15 protein-coding genes are annotated in these 15,505 nt (G+C 67.5%); 1 reads left to right on the forward strand and 14 read right to left on the reverse strand.

The genetic code is table 11. The annotated features are described in order from the left end of the window. Positions 1-64: 64 nt before the first annotated feature. The 9 genes from N5C88_RS16275 to N5C88_RS16315 form a co-directional block, all read right to left on the reverse strand. Complete coding sequence (locus N5C88_RS16275; RefSeq protein WP_280015786.1) at positions 65-1,042, reverse strand: DUF4880 domain-containing protein; 978 nt, start codon at positions 1,040-1,042, stop codon at positions 65-67. Further along, the gene (locus N5C88_RS16280) at positions 1,039-1,551 is read right to left on the reverse strand and encodes a sigma-70 family RNA polymerase sigma factor (protein ID WP_059371279.1); all 513 of its coding nucleotides are present in this window, start codon (positions 1,549-1,551) and stop codon (positions 1,039-1,041) included. The genes N5C88_RS16275 and N5C88_RS16280 overlap by 4 nt, the downstream gene beginning before the upstream one ends. Before the next feature lie 77 nt (positions 1,552-1,628). Next, positions 1,629-3,038: a PLP-dependent aminotransferase family protein gene (locus N5C88_RS16285; RefSeq protein WP_251879145.1), complete on the reverse strand. Its 1,410-nt coding sequence runs from the start codon at positions 3,036-3,038 to the stop codon at positions 1,629-1,631. 27 nt (positions 3,039-3,065) lie between these two features. After that, positions 3,066-3,209 carry a DUF2474 domain-containing protein gene (locus N5C88_RS16290; RefSeq protein WP_280015787.1) on the reverse strand — a complete coding sequence of 48 codons (144 nt, stop codon included), beginning with the start codon at positions 3,207-3,209 and terminating at the stop codon, positions 3,066-3,068. Next, positions 3,209-4,216 carry a cytochrome d ubiquinol oxidase subunit II gene (cydB, locus tag N5C88_RS16295; protein ID WP_059371281.1) on the reverse strand — a complete coding sequence of 336 codons (1,008 nt, stop codon included), beginning with the start codon at positions 4,214-4,216 and terminating at the stop codon, positions 3,209-3,211. Before cydB ends, N5C88_RS16290 begins: the two co-directional genes overlap by 1 nt. Positions 4,217-4,220: 4 nt before the next feature. Continuing rightward, positions 4,221-5,657, reverse strand: a complete 1,437-nt coding sequence (locus tag N5C88_RS16300; protein WP_054452023.1) for a cytochrome ubiquinol oxidase subunit I — start codon at positions 5,655-5,657, stop codon at positions 4,221-4,223. Positions 5,658-5,957: 300 nt separating this feature from the next. After that, the gene (locus N5C88_RS16305; protein ID WP_059371283.1) at positions 5,958-6,653 is read right to left on the reverse strand and encodes an alpha/beta hydrolase; all 696 of its coding nucleotides are present in this window, start codon (positions 6,651-6,653) and stop codon (positions 5,958-5,960) included. An 87-nt stretch (positions 6,654-6,740) separates the two neighbouring features. Then, positions 6,741-7,625, reverse strand: coding sequence for an EamA family transporter (locus N5C88_RS16310; protein WP_280015788.1), 885 nt, complete (start codon positions 7,623-7,625; stop codon positions 6,741-6,743). Positions 7,626-7,639: 14 nt separating this feature from the next. Then, positions 7,640-8,257, reverse strand: coding sequence for a nitroreductase family protein (locus tag N5C88_RS16315; protein ID WP_187523952.1), 618 nt, complete (start codon positions 8,255-8,257; stop codon positions 7,640-7,642). Between the two features lie 138 nt (positions 8,258-8,395). On the opposite strand from N5C88_RS16315, the gene N5C88_RS16320 reads away from it, so the two are divergent. Further along, positions 8,396-9,292, forward strand: coding sequence for a LysR family transcriptional regulator (locus tag N5C88_RS16320; RefSeq protein ID WP_251879154.1), 897 nt, complete (start codon positions 8,396-8,398; stop codon positions 9,290-9,292). Positions 9,293-9,314: 22 nt separating this feature from the next. Here the strand turns inward: N5C88_RS16320 and phbB are convergent, their stop codons facing one another. Genes phbB through N5C88_RS16345 form a run of 5 tightly spaced genes read right to left on the reverse strand, consistent with a single transcriptional unit; the run spans position 9,315 to position 15,503 of the window. After that, a complete protein-coding gene (gene phbB / locus N5C88_RS16325) occupies positions 9,315-10,061 on the reverse strand; it encodes an acetoacetyl-CoA reductase (RefSeq protein WP_059371287.1) in 747 nt (248 codons plus the stop codon). Beyond that, positions 10,051-10,518 carry a hypothetical protein gene (locus N5C88_RS16330; protein WP_118931438.1) on the reverse strand — a complete coding sequence of 156 codons (468 nt, stop codon included), beginning with the start codon at positions 10,516-10,518 and terminating at the stop codon, positions 10,051-10,053. Before N5C88_RS16330 ends, phbB begins: the two co-directional genes overlap by 11 nt. A 47-nt stretch (positions 10,519-10,565) precedes the next feature. Continuing rightward, positions 10,566-11,690 (reverse strand): ABC transporter permease, encoded by a 1,125-nt coding sequence (locus tag N5C88_RS16335; protein ID WP_059371289.1) that lies wholly within the window; start codon positions 11,688-11,690, stop codon positions 10,566-10,568. A 1-nt stretch (position 11,691) separates the two neighbouring features. Then, positions 11,692-14,436: a ribosome-associated ATPase/putative transporter RbbA gene (gene rbbA, locus N5C88_RS16340; protein WP_118931398.1), complete on the reverse strand. Its 2,745-nt coding sequence runs from the start codon at positions 14,434-14,436 to the stop codon at positions 11,692-11,694. Further along, a complete protein-coding gene (locus N5C88_RS16345; RefSeq protein ID WP_059371291.1) occupies positions 14,436-15,503 on the reverse strand; it encodes an HlyD family efflux transporter periplasmic adaptor subunit in 1,068 nt (355 codons plus the stop codon). The genes rbbA and N5C88_RS16345 overlap by 1 nt, the downstream gene beginning before the upstream one ends. Positions 15,504-15,505 lie beyond the last annotated feature (2 nt).

A 15,505-nucleotide genomic window follows, 5' to 3' on the forward strand; every position in this document is an offset into this window, starting at 1 on the left:
CAGGTAATGACGGATACCGGACCTCAATCCCCTCATCGCCGCGCGGGCCACGCGATTGTTTTTGTTATGCGGCGTCCACCAGCGTCAGCCATGGACCGTAGCGACGGACCTGTATCGGCAGGGTTTCGCTCAGGGCCAGCAGGGTCTGGCGCGGGACGTCCAGCGGGAATACGCCGAATACGCGCAGCTCGGCGGCTTGCGGCGACAGGCGGATCACGCCGGGCTGATAGGCGCGCAACTGCTCTATCACTTCTGCCAGGCGGGCGTCGCGCACACTGAGGATGCCGCTGCGCCAGCTGGCCTGCGCGGCGCCGTCCCGTTGCCACGCGCGATTGTGGTCGAAGGCCGCCGTGCCGGCTTGCGGCAGCGTCAGGGCGGCGCCATGGTCGGGCTGCAGCGTAAGCATGTTCTCAAGGGCGCTGGCGACGGCGTAGGTATCGAACTGGTTCACAGCCAGATGCGATTGGCCGCCGGTCACGGCGCCGTACCGGGTTTGGACCACGAAGGGCCGTATGTCGGAGCGGGCCTCGGCATAGAGTCCGCCCTGGCGCAGCAAGACGGTGCGTCGCAAGTCGTCATAGCGGACATCGACGGCCGAACGCGCGTTCAGCGTCAGCGTGGAACCGTCTTCCAGCGCGTAGGTCTGCCGTTCGCCGGTGCGGGTGGAATAGGTGGCGGACAGTCCGGCAAGCGGAATGTAGCGGTCGGCCATCAAGGCGCCGGCAGACACGCCGGAGAACAGCATCGCCAGCTTCAGCACGCGGCGTCTGTCCAACCCGCTGCTTTGCAGCAGGGCGGCCCGCGCGGCGCGGGCGGGACCGGGCGCCGCTTCTGCCGCTCCTCGCAACTGGGCCAGGGGCTGGCGCATGATGCCGTCCACCTCGGCCCAGGCGCGCGCGTTTTCCGGATGGCTGGCGAGCCAGCGCTCGAAGCGCTGGCGGTCGTGGTCCGTGGCCTTGCCGGATGTCAGCAGCACGATCCAGTCAACGGCGCGTTCCATCAGCGCGTCGCGGGCGGCGGGGGGCGCGGAGACACCGCTCATGCCAGATCGGCTGCGCGGCGCGAGGCGATGCAGTGCAGAAAGGCGCGCTTTACATGGCGCTCCACCGTCGCCAGCGACAGGCCCAAGGCCTGGGCAATGGCTGGGTGCGTCATTCCGTCCAGCCGGTTCAGCAGGAAGGCATGCTTGACCGGCACGGGAAGGCCGTCCAGCAGGCGATCGATCTCCATGACCGCCTGCTTCAGCATCAGCAGCGTCTCGGGGGATGCCATGACCGGCTCCGGCTCCTGCGACAGCGCCTGCAGGTAGCGGGCTTCGACATCGCGCGTGCGCCATAGGTCGATGGTGAGCCGGCGGGCCAGGGTCAGCAGGTAGGCGCGCGGTTCGGAAGGGACGACGGCGTTGGGCGAGACGAGGACGCGGAAGAACGTGTCTTGCGTGAGGTCGGCGGCGTCTGCGCGGTTGTTGACGCGCCGGTTCAACCAGCCTAGCAGCCAATCATGATGTTCCGCGTAAAGCCGGTGGACGTTCTGGTACGCGAGGGAGTCCATGGATGGCGAGGCGGTAAATGGATGTTAATAAGAATAACACTCATTTATAACGTGAATCGCCGCCCAGGACAACGGGACTAGCCCGCCAGCAGCTTGCCCAGCGTCGCCATGCCTTGCTCCATCTCCGGATTCCAGGGATGCCCGGCGTTCAGACGCAGAAAATTGCCGAAGCCGCCGGATGCCGAGAACAGCGGGCCCGGCGCGATGCTGATGCCGTGTCCCAGCGCGGCGCGATGGACCTTGAGCGTGTCGATGTGCGCGGGCAGCTCCACCCACACAAAGTAGCCGCCCAGCGGCCGCGTGGCGCGCGTGCCCTTGGGGAAGTAGCGGGCGATGGCTTGCAGCAGTTCTCCTTGCTGCTGGGCCAGCGCCTGGCGGAATTGCCGCAGGTGGCGGTCGAAGCCGCCTTTTTCCAGATAGGCGGCAATGGCCGCCTGGGTCGGCGCGGCGGTCGCCAGGCTGGTGGTGAGCTTGTTGCGCATGATGCGGCGCGTGTAGCGGCCGGCGGCCACCCAGCCCACCCGGTAGCCCGGCGCCAGGGTCTTGGAGAACGAAGAGCAATGCATCACGATGCCGTCGCGGTCGTAGGCCTTGGCCGGCCGCGGGCGTTGTTCGCCGAAATACAGCTCGCCGTAGACATCGTCTTCGATCAGCGCCACGTCGTGGCTGGCCAGCAGCCGCACCAGGGCTTCCTTCTTGTCGTCGGGCATGAGGCTGCCCAGCGGGTTCTGGAACGTGGTCATGAGCCAGCAGGCTTTGGGGCGGTGGCGCAGGATGGCCTGCTCCAGCGCTTGCAGGTCTATGCCTTCGCGCGGATGCGTGGCCACTTCGATGGCGTGCAGGTGATTGCGTTCCAGCGATTGCAGCGCGGCGTAGAAGGTGGGAGATTCCACGATGACCGCGTCGCCGGGCTCGGTGACTGCCGCCAGGCTGAGGTTCAGCGCGTCCAGCGCGCCGTTGGTGATGATGATGTCGTCCACCGGCACCGACATGCCATCGGCCAGGTAGCGCAGGGCGATGGCGCGGCGCAGGGCGGCATCGCCCGGACTGAGGTCGTCGATCGAGCCCCAGGGATCCAGGCGCTGCACCGTGGCTGCCATGAACTTCGCCAGGCGTCCGTAGGGCAGTAGCGAGGGGTTGGGAAAGGCCGAGCCGAAGGGCAGCATGTCGCGGCGCAGGGTGGCGTTAAGCACCTGCAGCACGTTGTCGCTGACGTCCACTGGATGGCGTCCTGCGCTGGCGCTGGACAGGCCGTCCAGCTCCGGCAGCGTGGCGTGCGGCGCGCGCAGCACGTAGTAGCCGGAGCGGTCGCGCGCGCGGATCAGGCCGCGCGCTTCCAGCAGGTAATAGGCCTTGAACACCGTCGACGGGCTGACCCCGCGGCTGGCGCTGGTCTGCCGTACCGAGGGCAGGCGGTCGCCCGCCTGCAGCAGGCCCGATCGGATCGAGGCGGTGATTTCTTCTGTCAGCCGTTCATAGCGCTTCATGGGGCGGGTCCGTTTGCGTGGGTCGTTTCAGGTCGACATGCCGATGGATCTCATCACCAGGCGCAGCGTGTAGGCCGCAACGCCCAGGGCCGCGACACTGCATGCCCAGATCATCGCCAGCCAGAGCAGCCGGCTGCGCCACGTGGGCAGGGAGGGTTGGGAGCCGTTCATCAGTGGAACTCCTCGCCGAGACGCACCTTGCCCCGGAACACGTAGTACGACCAGGCGGTGTACATGAGAATAATCGGAATGATCGCCAGCGCTCCCACCAGCGCGAAGCCCAGGCTTTGTGGCGGCGCGGACGCGGTCCAGATGGATACGTCAGGCGGGATGATGGCGGGCCAGATGCTGATGCCCAGGCCGCTGTAGCCCAGGAACAGCAGCGCCAGCGACAGCACGAAGGGGCCGGCATTGGGCATGCCCTTGACGCGGCGGATGAGATCGAAGCCGGCCACGGCGACCAGCAGCGGCACCGGCAGGAACCAGAACATATTGGGCAGGCTGAACCAGCGCTGCGCGATCTGCGGTTGCGCCAAGGGCGTCCAGACGCTGAGCGCCGCGATCACGGCCAGCAGCAGCAGCGTGAGCGGACGGGCGATGTCGCACATGTGGCGGTGCAGGCGGCCCTCGGTCTTCATGATGAGCCAGGTGCAGCCCAGCAGCGCGTAGGCCACGACCAGTCCCGCGCCGGTGAAGAGCGAGAAGGGGCTGATCCAGTCCCAGGCGCCACCCTGGTAAGCGCGGTCCACCACCGGGATGCCTTCGATGTAGGCGCCCAGCGTCACGCCCTGGAAGAACGTGGCGCACACGGAGCCGAGCACGAAGGCGCGGTCCCACAGCGGGCGGTGATGCTCGTCCGCCTTGAAGCGGAATTCGAAGGCCACGCCGCGGAAGATCAGGCCCAGCAGCATGAACACCAGCGGCAGGTGCAGCGCGCTCAGGATCACCGAATAGGCCAGCGGGAACGCCGCCATCAGGCCTGCGCCGCCCAGCACCAGCCAGGTTTCGTTGCCGTCCCACACGGGCGCCACGGTGTTGACCATGACGTCGCGTTCCTCGCGGTCGGAGATCAGCGGAAAGAGGATGCCGATGCCCAGATCGAAGCCATCCATGATCACGTACATCATCACGCCGAACAGGATGATGACGGCCCATACCAGTGCAAGGTCGATGCCCATGGCCTCAGACTCCCGAATGCTTGCGTTGCGCGGGCTCGATGCCCGCCAGGGTGGAGGCGGCCGACAGCGGCCGCGACGGTTGGCGCGGTTCGCCCGGGCCGCCCGACAGCGGCGCGTGGCCGGGGGCGGGGCTGGGGCCCATGCGGATCAGGCGCAGCATGTACGAGACGCCGGCGCCGAACACCAGCAGGTACACCACCACGAACAGCGCCAGCGTCAGCGTCAGTTCGCCCAGGCCGTGCGGGGTGGCGGCGTCGGCGGTGCGCATGACGCCATACACCACCCAGGGCTGGCGGCCGATTTCCGTCACGTACCAGCCAGCCAGGATGGCGATCAGCCCGGACGGTCCCATCCACAACGCGAAGCGGTGCAGCCAGCGCGATTCGTACAGCCGGCCGCGCCAGCGCGACCAGGCCGCCCAGAGGGCCAGCGCGATCATCAGCATGCCCAGGCCCGCCATTACGCGGAACGACCAGAACACGGCCGTGGCGTTGGGCCGGTCTTCGGGCGGATAGGACTTCAGGCCGGGGAACTGGCCGTCCCAGCTGTGCGTGAGGATCAGGCTGCCCAGGCGCGGGATATTGACCGCGTAGCGCGTTTCCTCGCGCTCCATGTCGGGGATGCCGAACAGCGTCAGCGGCACGCCCGCGCCGGGCTCGTTTTCCCAATGGCCTTCGATGGCCGCGATCTTGGCGGGCTGGTGCTTGAGCGTGTTCAGGCCGTGGAAGTCGCCCACCACGGCTTGCAGCGGGGCCACCAGCAGCAGCATGCCCATCGCCATCGCGAACATCTTCTTCACGGCGGGGCTGCGATCGCCGCGCAGCATGTGCCAGGCGCCGGAGGCGCCCACCATCAGCGCGGTCGCCAGGAAGGCGGCGATGCCCATGTGCGCCAGGCGGTAGGGGAAGGACGGATTGAAGATCACGGCCAGCCAGTCCGTGGGCACCACGCGGCCGTCCAGGATTTCGTAGCCGGCGGGCGTCTGCATCCAGCTGTTGGACGCCAGGATCCAGGTGGCCGACACCAGCGTGCCCAGCGCCACCATCACGGTCGAGAAAAAGTGCAGGCCCGGCCCCACGCGCGACCAGCCGAACAGCATCACGCCCAGGAAGCCGGCTTCCAGGAAGAAGGCGGTCAGCACTTCGTAGGCCAGCAGGGGCCCGGTGACGCTGCCGGCGAAATCGGAGAAGAAGCTCCAGTTGGTGCCGAACTGATACGCCATCACCAGGCCGGACACCACGCCCATGCCGAAGTTGACGGCGAAGATCTTGGTCCAGAAATGGTAGAGGTCGCGGTAGACGGTATTGCGCGTGCGCAGCCACAGGCCTTCCAGCACGGCGAGGTAGCTGGCCAGGCCGATGGTGATGGCGGGGAAGATGATGTGAAACGAGATGGTGAAGCCGAACTGTATTCGGGCAAGCAATAGCGCGTCGCTATCCATGGCGGTATTCCTGACTTCTTCGCCAGCGCGCCTCAACCGCCACAAGACGGCGTGCGCTGACGGGTGTTTGACCTACACCGTGAAGTTAGAGCCGCAGCCTGGATCAGTACAGATTCAGAGAGTGAAGAAAAAAGCGGATCAGTTTGGGTGGCTTGCAGGCAAAAAACCCGCTTTTCATAGGGAAAACAACTGTGCTGCAAGTCATGCGAAGGCCGTGAAGTTACAAAAAAAGCAGCACAGCAAAGGCGGGTGCGTCCCCTGATACGCTCGTTCCGAGTACGCAGCCCGCCAGGCCGGCGCCTAGGACGCGCAGGCGCGCGCCGCTTCGTCGATCAGGCCGGCCACTTCGCCGGCGCGCGACGCGAGCGAGGCATGGCTGGCGTCCAGCGTGATGGTCTTGCGAGTGTTCAGGCGCGCGGCCATGCGCGTCTGGTTTTCGGGGGCGATCATCCGGTCCTGGCTGGATATCTGGTACCAGGACGGCTTGCTGCGCCATGCGGGGACGGACACCGTTTCGCCGAAGGCGCTGGCCAGCGGCGCCTTTTGCGTGACGGCCATGACCAGGCCCTCGTCGGCGGACAGGTCCTGGCAGAAGCTCTCATGGAACTTGTCGGCGCGCAGCCAGAGATAGCCGTCGCTGTCGGGCGCCAGGTTGGGCGCGGCCGCGGGCAGCATTTCCTGCGTGATGCCGCCGGGGCTTTCTCCCGCGTCCGGGGCGAAGGCGGCGATGTACACCAGGCCGGCCACGTTGGGCTGGTTGCCGGCTTCCGTGATGACAGCGCCGCCGTACGAATGGCCCACCAGCAGCACGGGGCCTTTCTGCTGCGCGATCATCTTGCGCGTGCGTTCGGCGTCGCCGGCCAGGGAGGCCAGCGGCATGTCGACGGCGTGCAGGTCTTGATAGCCCTTGCGCGCCAGTTCCAGGATGACGCGGCTCCAGTGGGCGGCGCCGCCCCAGAAACCGTGCACAAGAATGATGCTGGGTTTGCTGCTCATGATGCGGCTCCTTCCTCGGGATGGAGCAACGATCATGCGCCGGCCCAGCCGCCGCCGCCACATTTTTTTGCAGCGTTTCCGGCGCGGTTACAGCGGACGCGGGGCGGGCGCGATGGCGGCCGGGCGCTGGGCGCGCTGGCTCAGCCACACGCTGGCGACCACGATCATCATGCCGGCGATCTGCGCGGCGCTCAGTTGCTGCCCCAGGATGCCCCAGCCCAGCAGCACGGCGGTAATGGGGCTGAGAAAACCCAGCGACGACACCACGGCGGGTTCCAGCCGCGCCACGCCCCGGAACCAAAGCACATAGGTCAGGGCCGCGCCGATCAAGCCCAGATAGGCGATGCCGGCCACGTTCAGTGCGGTGAGCGGCGGCAGGGCGGGCTCGGCGGCGAAAGCCAGCGGCGCCAGCAGGATGCCGCCCGCCGTCAGTTGCCAGGACGTGAAGGTGAGCGCGGACACCGGCGGCTGCCAGCGGCGGCTGAGCACCGTGCCCAACGCCATCGAGGCGGCGCTGATCAGCCCGGCCGCAATGCCCACCGGGTCCAGCGCGGCCTTGGGCGTCAGCACCAGCAGCGCCACCCCGCCCAGGCCGCCCAGCGCCGCCAGCACCGACAGGCCGCGCACGGGCGTGCCCAGCAGGCTGCGCGCCAGCAGGATCACCACCAGCGGCTGGATCGCGCCCAGCGTGGCGGCCACGCCGCCAGGCAGGCGGTAGGCCGCCACGAACAGCAGGGCCCAGAAGACGGAGAAGTTCAGCGCGCCCAGGATGAAGGCGCGCAGCCACCAGATGCCTTGCGGCAGCTGGCGCACGATCAGCAGCAGCAGGAAGCCGGCCGGCAGCGCGCGCAGCATGGCGACCGTCAGCGGGTAGTCCTGCGGCAGCATCAGGGTGGTGACGACATAGGTGCTGCCCCAGATGGCGGGCGCCAGGGCAGTCAGCAGCAGATCGGAACCGCGGTTCATGGTCATGCTCCGGCAAGGGTTCAGGCAAGTTCGAGCACGTCGCGGACGGGGCGGCGCGGCTTCTGCGGCCAATTGCCTTCCTGCGCGTAGCCCATGGCGACCAGCATGACCGGCACCTCCTCCTGGCGTAAGCCGAAGGCCCGGGCCACGCCGGCGGCGTCAAAGCCGGTCATCGGGCTGGCGGCCAGGCCTTGGGCCTGTCCCGCCAGCATCAGGGTGGAGGCGCCGAAGGTGGCGCTGCGCACGGCCTCGTCGCGCCGGGTCTGCGGCGAGTCGGCGTAGAGGCGGCTGGCCGCGGCTTCCCAGGACGGCACCATGGCCGCCGGCATGAAGCCCGCGTCCACCGACGGTTGCAGGCGGTCCGCCATCCAGGCGGCCTGGGGCAGCACGCCCAGCACGATGAACGTCACCGCCGATTCGCTCACCTTGGGCTGGTTCCACGCCAGTTCGCGCAGCCGGCGCTTGCCCTCCTGGCTGCGCACGGCGATGAAGCGCCAGTTCTGCAGATTGAAGGCGGTGGGGGCGCGCGTGGCCCAGGCAATCAGGGTATGGATGTTGTCGTCGTCCACGCCGCGGGCGGGGTCGAAGAAGTTGGCGGAAATGCGTTGCGCGATTGCGTCGGTCAGGGCGTGGTTCATGGCTGCCATCCTTGGGATTTGCTGAGATTGCCGGCTCGTCACACGCGCGCCGTCTCCATGTCCACAGGCTAATTGAATCCTCGTTTGGCGATAATATCCAATTCAATGGCAATATCATTCACCAATAGTGAATAATCTATGGATCATCTGACCGCGCTCAGGGTCTTCCGGCAAGTGGTGGAGCGGGGCGGCTTCGCCGCGGCGTCGCGGCAGATGGGCCTGTCGCCCGCCGCCGTCAGCAAGAACATCGCCGAACTGGAAGCCCACCTGGCGGCGCGCCTGCTCAACCGCACCACCCGCCGCATGAGCCTGACCGAAGCCGGTGCGCGCTACTACGAACAGGTGGCGCGCATCCTGGACGACCTGAGCGAAGCCGAGCAATCGCTGGGACCCTTGCAGCAGGCGCCGTCGGGCACCTTGCGGGTCAGCGCGCCCATGTCGCTGAGCCTGGTCCGGCTGTCGGCCGCCATGCCGCGCTTCCTGCAGCGTTATCCGCAGGTATCGCTGGACCTCAACCTGGAGGACCGGCGCATCGACATCGTCAAGGAAGGCTACGACCTGGCGATCCGCGGCACCGACCGGCTGGAGGATTCCAGCCTGGTGGCGCGCAAGCTGATGACGCTGGACCACGTGCTTTGCGGCGCGCCGGCCTACTTCCAGCGCCATGGCGTGCCGGCCTCGCCGCTGGCGCTGCGCAACATGGAGCGAGTGCAGTTCACGTTGTCTGGCCACGCGGACGAATGGACCTTCAAGCGCGCGGGGGAGACCGAACGCGTGCCGGTGCGGGGGCGCTACAGGGTGAGCTCCAGCCTGGCGGTGCGCGATGCCTTGCGCGCTGGCTTCGGCGTCAGCCTGGTGCCGCGCGTGTACGTGCAGCAGGACCTGGACAGCGGCGCGCTGCAGGCCGTGCTGCAGGACTGGAAACCCGACGAGACCTGCGTGTACGCGGTGTATCCGTCGCGCCGCCACATGGTGGCCAAGGTTCGCGCCTTCGTCGATTTCCTGCTGGAAGAGCTGGGCGCGCCGCGGGAATGAGCCGCGGCGGCCCCTTGCCGCATCAATACATGTGCTGGCCGCCGTTCATGGCGACATTGCTACCGGTCATGAACGCCGCGGCGTCGCTGCAGATGAAGGCTACCAGCGCGCCGATCTCTTCCGGGCGGCCGAGCCGGCCCAGCGGGATCTGCGGCAGGATCTTCTCCTTCAACACCTCTTCGGGCACGGCCTCCACCATGCGCGTCGCCAGGTAGCCGGGCGACACAGTGTTCACGGTCACGCCTTTCCTGGCCAGCTCCAGCGCCAGGGATTTGGTGAAGCCGTGGATGCCGGCCTTGGAGGCCGCGTAGTTGGTCTGGCCGAACGCGCCCTTGCTGCCGTTGACCGACGAGATGTTGACGATGCGGCCCCAGCCCCGGTCCGCCATGGCGCCGCATAGCGGCTGCGTCATGTTGAACATGGAATCCAGGTTGCCGCGCAGCACGTCCGTCCAGTTTTCGTAGCTCATCTTGCGCAGGCTGGCATCGCGGGTGAGGCCGGCGTTGTTGATCAGGATGTCGATCTGGCGGCCGTCTTCCTCAAGGCGCCGCGCCAGCGCCTGGCACGAGTCGTAGTCGGCCACGTCCACCTTGTACATGGCGTAGCGGCGACCCTGGGCCGCCTCCGCGTCCACCCACGCCCGCGCGGCGTCTTCGTTGGAGTGGTAGGTGATGATGACTTGGTGGCCGGCATCGTGCAGGGCGCGCGCAATGGCCTGTCCAAGGCAGCCGGCCCCGCCGGTGACGAGCGCAGTGCGTTCAGCCGTCATGATGGGCCCCCGGTTGGCTGGCGTCGCGCATGGCCGAGCACGCCGAAGCCATCTGGTTCGACAGCGTCTTCCAGATCTGCGCCATGGGCGTGTCTTCGATACCCATGGCGCCGCCGGTGGCTTGTTTCAGCCAGCCGCGCATCGCTTCGCTCATGCCGGCGGCCAGGGTGGCTTGTTCTTCGAGCAGCGCGTGGGTGATGGCCTGGCTGGCCTCAAGCTGGCTTTGCCATTGCTTGCGCGTCATCTCGCCCAGCGCGGGGGCGATTTCTTGCCAGTTGCCGGATTGTTGCAGAGGCGCCAGCGCGGCCATGTATTGTTCCGCGTTGCCGCCGGCCAGGCGGCGGCCCAGTTCAACCCAGCGCTGCTGGCTTTCCTGCGCAAGCTGCGCCATGCGCTGGCAGTAGGCGGCATTGGCGCTGGCGAGGCCCTGAGGCGTGGAGGCAGTGGTTTTCTTCATCATCCGTCCTTCTAAGAGAGTGGTAAGGGGTAACGAACACACAGGCCTCAAGCCATCTGGCTGAGGGTCTTGCGAAAGCGCGCCAGCGAGAACGCGAACAGGACCGAGCCTATCAGCGCCAGCGCCAGGAAGGGTTGCCACACGACGCTCAAGCCTGCGCCGCGGTAGAGAATGGCCTGGCCGAGTTCCACGAAGTGCGTGGTGGGGGCGGCCAGCATGATGTCCTGCACGAACTGCGGCATGCTTTCGCGCGGCGTGGTGCCGCCCGACAGCATTTGCAGGGGCAGCAGCACTAGTACCAGCAACATGCCGAACTGCGGCATGCTGCGCGCAAGCGTGGCCATGAATATGCCCATGGAGGTGGTCGCGAACAGGTGCAGCGCCGCCCCGACCAGGAACAGCGCCACCGATCCCTCGATCGGTACTTGCAGCAAGCCGCGTACCACGAAAGTCAACGATAGCCCAGCAGACGCCAACACCACCAGCCCCATCGACCAGACCTTGGCGACCATGATCTCGGTCGGCGTCACCGGCATGACCAGCAGGTGCTCGATGGTGCCGTGCTCGCGTTCGCGGATCAGCGCGGCGCCGGTCAGGATGATGGACAGCATGGTGACGTTGTTGATGATCTCCATCAGCGCGCCGAACCAGGCCTGGGTCAGATTGGGGTTGAAGCGCATGCGCACCGCCAGCTCCACTGGCAGTTCGGTGGGCGCGCGGTAGCGTTTGACGAACTCGTTGATCTCGTCGCTGATGATCTGCTGGATGTAGCTGCTACCCGTGAACGCCTGGCTCATGCGGGTCGCGTCCACGTTGAGCTGGATTTCGGCGGGCCGCCCGGCCAGCACGTCGCGCTGGAAATTAGGCGGAATGTTGACCGAGAAGGTGTAGCGCCCCGCGTCCATGCCGGCATCGGCCTCGGCCGAAGTCGTCACCTCCGGCGGCGTGAAGTGCGGCGGATAAAAGGCCGACGTGATGCGCGCGGACAGGGGCGATACGTCCTCGTCGACCACGGCGATGGGGGCGTTGTGCAGGGTTTCCGGCACGGCCGTGGCGGCGGTGTAGATCATCAGCGTGAACGACACGAGGATCAGGATCAGCATCATCGGATCGCGCGCCAGGCTCCACAGCTCCTTCACGCCCAGGCGGTAGATATTGGCCAGGTGCCGCATCTCAGGTCTCCTGTTTCTTCAGCAGCAGCGCCGAGGCGCCCAGGATGACGGGAATGGCGATCAGCAGCGGCCAGAACGAGCCTTGCAGGTTGGAGAAGTCCAGGGCCTTGCTGAAGACGCCGCGGCTGATGGTCAGCATGTGCGTGGCGGGGTAGACCTGGCCGATCAGGCGGCCGGCGCCTTCCAGCGACGACACCGGGTTCAGCAGGCCGGCGAACTGCACCGCGGGCACCAGCGTGCCTATCATGGTGAAGAACAGCGCCGCGATCTGGCTGCGGGTGAAGGTGGAGGCCAAAAGGCCGATGGCGGTGGCCACCACGTTGTAGATCAGCGCGGCGGCAAGCAGGGTCAGGAAGCTGCCGGTGATGGGTACGCCGAACAGCGTCACGGCCAGCAGCGTCATCAGCAGGAAATTCAGCATGGCCAGCGCCACGTAGGGCGCCTGCTTGCCCAGCAGGAATTCCAGCCGCGTCACGGGCGTGACGTACAGGTTGATGATGGAACCCAGCTCCTTTTCGCGCACCACCGCCAGCGCCGTCAGCATCGCCGGCATCATCAAGAGCAGCAGCGGAATTACGGCGGGCACCATGGCGGGCAGGCTGCGCACGTCCGGATTGTAGCGAAAGCGCGTCTCTATGCCGACGGGCAGGGTCGCGTCCGCGCCCAGGCGTTCGCGCGCCTGCTGCATCAGCCAGCCCTGGTGCATGCCCAGCACATAGCCGCGAATGGTCTCGGCGCGCTGCGGCATGGCGCCGTCGATCCAGACGCCGATCTGCGCGCCGTTGCCGCGCTCCGCGTCGCGCGCGAAGCCTTGCGGAATCTCGATGGCCAGCGACAGTTCGCCGCTGCGCATGCGCGCATCCATCTCCTCGTAGCTCGAAATGGGCGCATGCTCGATGAAGTAGCGCGAACCCGCCAGGTTCAGGCTGTAGTTGTGGCTCAGGCCTGTCTGGTCGCGGTCCATCACCGCATAGCGCAGGTCCTCCACGTCCATGCTGATGCCAAAGCCCATCACGAACATCAGCAGCAGCGACCCGGCCAGGGCCAGCGTGGCGCGCACCGGATCGCGGCGCAGTTCCAGCGATTCACGCCACATGTAACTCAGCATGCGCTGCAGGCTGAAGCCGCGGTGCTCCGGCGCTTCGGCCGGGCTGGACGCCAAGGCGGGAGCGGCCTGCGCGTCAGCGTCTTCAGGCTTGGTGCCGGCGCCCGCGTCGATCAGGTAGGCGATGAAAGCCTCTTCCAGCGTTTGCGCGCCGCGCATGCGCGTGATCTCGTCCGGAGATGCACTGACCAGCACCTTGCCCGCATGCATCAGCGACATGCGGTCGCAGCGCTGCGCCTCGTTCATGAAATGGGTGGAAATGAAGATGGTGACCTGGTCCTGCCGCGCCAGCGCGATCAGCAGCCGCCAGAAGTTGTCGCGCGCGACGGGGTCCACGCCCGAGGTCGGTTCGTCCAGGATCAGCAGTTCGGGCTTGTGCACCATGGCCACGGCCAGCGACAGGCGCTGGCGCACGCCCATGGGCAGGTTCTCGGGCAAGGTGTCCAGCACTTCGCCCAGGTCGAAGCGCTGCACCATCTCGTCCACGCGCGCGGGAATCTCGGCCTCCGGTACGTGGAACAGGCGCGCATGCAGCACCAGGTTCTGCATCACGGTCAGTTCGCCGTACAGCGAAAACGCCTGCGACATGTAGCCCACGCGGCGGCGGGTATCGATGTTGCGCGGATCGACCTCGGCGCCGAACAGCCAGGCCTGTCCTTCGCTTGCCGGCAGCAGGCCGGTCAGCATTTTCATGGTGGTGGACTTGCCGCAGCCGTTCGATCCCAGGAAGCCGAAGATCTCGCCCTTGCGGATGCGGAAGTTGACGTGGTCCACCGCGACGAAGTCGCCGAAGCGCATGGTCAGGTCGCGCGCCTCGATGGCGATCTCGGCGTCCTCGTCGATGGCCAGCGGCACGATCTCCACCGGCTTGTGGCCGCGGCGCTTTTCTTCCGGCAGCAAGGCGATGAAAGCGGCTTCCAGCGAGTCCGCGCCGGTGCGCTGCTGCAGTTCGGCGGGCGTGCCGGTGGCCAGCACGCGGCCTTCGTCCATGGCGATCAGCCAGTCGAAGCGCTGCGCCTCGTCCATGTAGGCCGTGGCCACGATCACGCTCATGCCGCTGCGTTCGCGCCGGATCTCGTTGATCAGGTCCCAGAACTGCGCGCGCGCCAGCGGATCCACGCCGGTGGTCGGCTCGTCCAGGATCAGCAGGTCGGGGTCGTGGATCAGGGCGCAGCACAGCCCCAGCTTCTGCTTCATGCCGCCGGACAGCTTGCCGGCCGGGCGCGACAGGAAGGCCGACATGCCGGTGCTGCGCGTCAGGCTGTCGATGCGCCGGCGGCGCTCGGCTTCGTCATGGCCGAACAGGCGGCCGAAGAACTGCAGGTTCTCTTCGACCGACAGGGTGGGATAGAGATTCTTGCCCAGGCCCTGCGGCATGTAGGCGATGCGCGGGCATACGTCGTCGCGATGGCGGCGGCTGGCCATGTCGCCGTCCAGCACGTCCACCTTGCCTTCCTGCACCGCGCGCGAACCCGCGATCAAGGCCAGCAGGCTGGATTTGCCGACGCCGTCCGGGCCGATCAGCCCGACCATGCGGCCCGCGGGAATGTCCAGGGTGATGCCGTCCAGCGCCACCGTCTTGCCGTAGCGCAGGCTGACGCCGGACAGCGTCACCACGGGCGCGGTGTCCGGGGAGGCCATCAAGGCACCTTGACTTCAAGGTTGGCGGGCCATTGCGCGTCGGCATCGAGCTTCAGCCAGGCCACGCCCGGCAGGCCGGTCTTGACCTGCTTCAGGTGCCGCCGCAGCAGCTCGGGGCTGATCTGGGCCTTGACGCGGAACATCAGCTTCTGCCGTTCGCTGGCCGTTTCCACCGTCTTGGGCGTGAACTGCGCGGTGCTGGCCACGAAGGACACCTTGGCTGGGATGACGTATTGCGGCGCGGCGTCGAGGATGATGCGCACGTCCTGGCCCAGCGCCACGCGGCCGGCCGCCTGCTCGGGCAGGAAGAAGGTCATGTAGACATCGGTCAGGTCCACCATGTTCAGCACCTTGCCGCCCGCGCCCAGCACTTCGCCGGGCTGCGCCACGCGGTACTGCACGCGGCCGTCGCGCGGCGCGCGCAGCTCGCTGTCGGCAATGTCGGCCTCGATGCGGGCGATGGTGGCCAGTGCGGCGGTGACGGCGGATCGGGCGCCGACCTCGGCGGCGCGCGCGGCATCGATGGCGGCCTGCGCGGCCTTCACCTGCGCGCGCGCGGCGTGCACCGAGGCCTGCGCGCTGCGCACGCGGGCGCGGTCGTCGTCCAGCTCCTGGATGGACGAGGCGCCTTCCTTGGATAGCGTCTCGGAACGGGCCAGGCGGCGGCGCGCGGCATCCAGCTCGCTTTCACGCTGCACCACCACGGCCTCGGCGGCCAGCTTGTCGCTTTCGCGTTGGGCAACCTGCGCGCTGGCGCTGGCGGCGCCGTTGACGGCCTGCTGGTGCTGGGCGCGCGCTTCCTCGCGCTGCGCCTGCAGGGTATCGATCTGCATGCGCGCCAGCGGCTGGCCGGCGGAGACGAAGTCGCCTTCGACCGCCAGCACTTCCTGCACCCGGCCGGCCAGCTTGGCGGCCACGTCGATTTCGGTGGCCTCGATGCGGCCGTTGCCGCTGATGAATCCTTCGCCCGGGCCGCGGTCGGACAGCAGCCGCCAGCCGTAGTAGCCGCCGGCGGCGACCGCCAGGGCGATCAGGACAGGGACCAGTTTTCGGGTAGGCAGGCGCATCG

Origin of the sequence: Achromobacter sp. GD03932, assembly GCF_029839485.1 — a bacterium.
Lineage (GTDB): Bacteria > Pseudomonadota > Gammaproteobacteria > Burkholderiales > Burkholderiaceae_B > Achromobacter > Achromobacter bronchisepticus_A.

Excerpts from the sequence above, each read along its gene's own strand:
- N5C88_RS16275 (WP_280015786.1), bottom strand. The coding sequence starts at position 1,042 with ATGAGCGGTGTCTCCGCGCCCCCCGCCGCCCGCGACGCGCTGATGGAA.
- N5C88_RS16280 (WP_059371279.1), bottom strand. The coding sequence starts at position 1,551 with ATGGACTCCCTCGCGTACCAGAACGTCCACCGGCTTTACGCGGAACAT.
- N5C88_RS16285 (WP_251879145.1), bottom strand. The coding sequence starts at position 3,038 with ATGAAGCGCTATGAACGGCTGACAGAAGAAATCACCGCCTCGATCCGA.
- N5C88_RS16290 (WP_280015787.1), bottom strand. The coding sequence starts at position 3,209 with ATGAACGGCTCCCAACCCTCCCTGCCCACGTGGCGCAGCCGGCTGCTC.
- cydB (WP_059371281.1), bottom strand. The coding sequence starts at position 4,216 with ATGGGCATCGACCTTGCACTGGTATGGGCCGTCATCATCCTGTTCGGC.
- N5C88_RS16300 (WP_054452023.1), bottom strand. The coding sequence starts at position 5,657 with ATGGATAGCGACGCGCTATTGCTTGCCCGAATACAGTTCGGCTTCACC.
- N5C88_RS16305 (WP_059371283.1), bottom strand. The coding sequence starts at position 6,653 with ATGAGCAGCAAACCCAGCATCATTCTTGTGCACGGTTTCTGGGGCGGC.
- N5C88_RS16310 (WP_280015788.1), bottom strand. The coding sequence starts at position 7,625 with ATGACCATGAACCGCGGTTCCGATCTGCTGCTGACTGCCCTGGCGCCC.
- N5C88_RS16315 (WP_187523952.1), bottom strand. The coding sequence starts at position 8,257 with ATGAACCACGCCCTGACCGACGCAATCGCGCAACGCATTTCCGCCAAC.
- N5C88_RS16320 (WP_251879154.1), top strand. The coding sequence starts at position 8,396 with ATGGATCATCTGACCGCGCTCAGGGTCTTCCGGCAAGTGGTGGAGCGG.
- phbB (WP_059371287.1), bottom strand. The coding sequence starts at position 10,061 with ATGACGGCTGAACGCACTGCGCTCGTCACCGGCGGGGCCGGCTGCCTT.
- N5C88_RS16330 (WP_118931438.1), bottom strand. The coding sequence starts at position 10,518 with ATGAAGAAAACCACTGCCTCCACGCCTCAGGGCCTCGCCAGCGCCAAT.
- N5C88_RS16335 (WP_059371289.1), bottom strand. The coding sequence starts at position 11,690 with ATGCGGCACCTGGCCAATATCTACCGCCTGGGCGTGAAGGAGCTGTGG.
- rbbA (WP_118931398.1), bottom strand. The coding sequence starts at position 14,436 with ATGGCCTCCCCGGACACCGCGCCCGTGGTGACGCTGTCCGGCGTCAGC.
- N5C88_RS16345 (WP_059371291.1), bottom strand. The coding sequence starts at position 15,503 with ATGCGCCTGCCTACCCGAAAACTGGTCCCTGTCCTGATCGCCCTGGCG.